Below are 2100 nucleotides of genomic sequence, written 5' to 3'. Positions count from 1 at the left end.
AATGGCCTGCGCCAGCGCGCTGTGAAACGCGTCGGACACGACGAGCAGTTGCGCCTTCGACGACTCGAGCTGCGGCGCGAACTTGGCGTCGAGGCTGGTCCAGTTGGCGTCGGCGACGATGTCGGCGGCCTGCTGCTGCCAGTGGGTGACGTCGGTGCGCAGCGATTCCTCGGCGACCTGGGCGTCCTGCCAGCCCTTGGTGGACAGCACCTCGAAGCGCTGTGCCAGCAGCACGGCGGCCTCGCGATGGACCTGGGCGCGGTGCTGCAGGTCCTCGATGCCCTTGATGCGCTCGGCCAGCCGCACCTTGAAGCCGGCCAGCGGCTCGCGCGACAGCGGCGCGCCGGCCTTGGCGGCATCGCGCTGCCAGGCGAGCGCGTCGGCGATGTTGAGCTTGGACTGGCCCAGCAGCCCCTCGGCCTTCTGGGCCCATTCGGCGGCGATGGCCTCCTGCCCCTTGGCGCGCTTGAGCTCGTCGAGTTTCTCGCGCAGCAGGCGGGCGGCACCCTTGTCGCGGCCGCTCAACTCCTTGAAGACTTCCTGCATCTGCTCGGGTGCCGGGTTGCTCGCGAGCCAGTCGCGGATGCGCGAGGCACGCTCGCCCGAGGTCGGCGCGGTGAAGGCGCCGCCGGTCAGCGAATCGAGGGCCTGAAGGTCGTGTGGCTTGGAAGAATTAGAGGTCACGTGCGCGAGATCGTTGTCTGAAGAGAGAAAGCGAAGGCGCCGGCAGAGGCCGGCGCAGACCGCCATTTTGACCCACTTGCCGCGCGCCGTCGAAATCCACCTTGCGGCGCGGCCCGGCGATGCGGCGAAACGACGCCTGGATCGGTCGCGCCGCAGGGGGAAACGGTGCCTGCATATATAGCAGTGCACCGTGAAAAACCAAGGGGCGCCGCGCGGCGCCCCTTTCGATGCTCAACGCATCGCGAGCTTGAGCTCGGCGCCCGGCTTCCAGTCGTCGCCGCTGGCCGTGGTGCGCACCGCGCCGAGGAACAGGCGCTCGCTCGTGAGCTTCTGCGACAGCAGGTAGTCGCGCACGGCGGCGCCGCGCGCCACCGCCAGCTGGCGCATCGACTCCTCGTCGACCGGCACGCTCGCGAGCAGCAGGTTCTCCATCTCCTTGAGCGGCAGGTCCTTGGCCAGGCCAACCATGTTGCGCGGCTTGGTGATGTCGGCGCGCTTGTAGACGGCGGTCAGCAGCTCGGGGTACTCGGCGTCGGTGACCGGCGGCACGTCGGTGCCGGCCTGGCCGCCGCGCACCACGGCGCGGCGCTTCTCGGCCAGGGTCATCTGGCGCAGGCGCTGGCGCTGGTAGGCATCGCGCTCCTTCTCGAGGCTGGCGGTGCCGATCACGGTCATCTCGAGCGTCGGCCGCTCGGCCAGCGCCTTCACGACCTTGTCGAGGCTTTCCTTCGACGAGGCGCTCAGCTCCGAGCTGCCGGGCTCGAAGGTGATGGTGCTCGACTCGCTGCTGCCGCCGCCGCCCAGGCCGCCGGTCAGCAGGCTGAACGGCGCGGTCACGGCCTTCACGATCAGGTTGACCACCGCCTTGAAGATCAGCGGCCCGATGCTGAACTGCGGGTCGTTGAGCGAGCCGCGCAGCGGCAGGTCGACGTCGATCACGCCGTTGCGGTCGGCCAGCAGCGCCACCGCGAGCTTGACCGGCAGGCTGTTGGGCGCGCCGGCGACCTCCTCGCCGAACTGCAGCTGATTGAGCACCAGCTTGTTGGTGGCGGTGAGCTGGCCGTCGGGCGCGATCTTGTAGTTGACGTCCATGCTCATCTTGCCGCGCTCGATGCCGTGGCCGGCGTAGCGCACCGAGTACGGCGACAGCGGCGCGAGGTCGAGGTCGCGCATCTTCGCGGTGATGTCGAGCTCGAGCGGCTTGGCCAGCGGATTGAGCTTGCCGGTGATCTCGAGCGCCGCGGTCTGCTGCGCCTTGCCGCGCAGCTCGAGCTCGGCCAGCGCCGGCCGGCCGCCCTGCCCGTTCGGCGGATTCGACGAGAAGGAGCTGAGCTTGCCGGTCAGCTCGCTGAGGTCGGCCGAATAGTTGGGCTTGACGAACAGGTCGGTGAAGTCGATCTTGCCGTTGACCAGGCT

At 69.3% G+C, this 2100-nt stretch carries 1 protein-coding gene and 1 pseudogene; both read right to left on the bottom strand.

The window, feature by feature from the left end; genetic code table 11:
* Positions 1 to 684, bottom strand: a pseudogene (locus AC27VN_RS39690) (DUF349 domain-containing protein); the annotation flags it as partial.
* Between the two features lie 231 nt (positions 685 to 915).
* Positions 916 to 2100 (bottom strand): DUF748 domain-containing protein (locus AC27VN_RS39685; RefSeq protein ID WP_490880243.1); only part of this gene is annotated, 1185 nt, incomplete at its 5' end.

The organism is Variovorax sp. 20P10.2.4, from assembly GCF_058244205.1.
The sequence above is the reverse complement of the archived record's forward strand: the minus strand, read 5'-3'. Positions and strand labels throughout refer to the sequence as shown.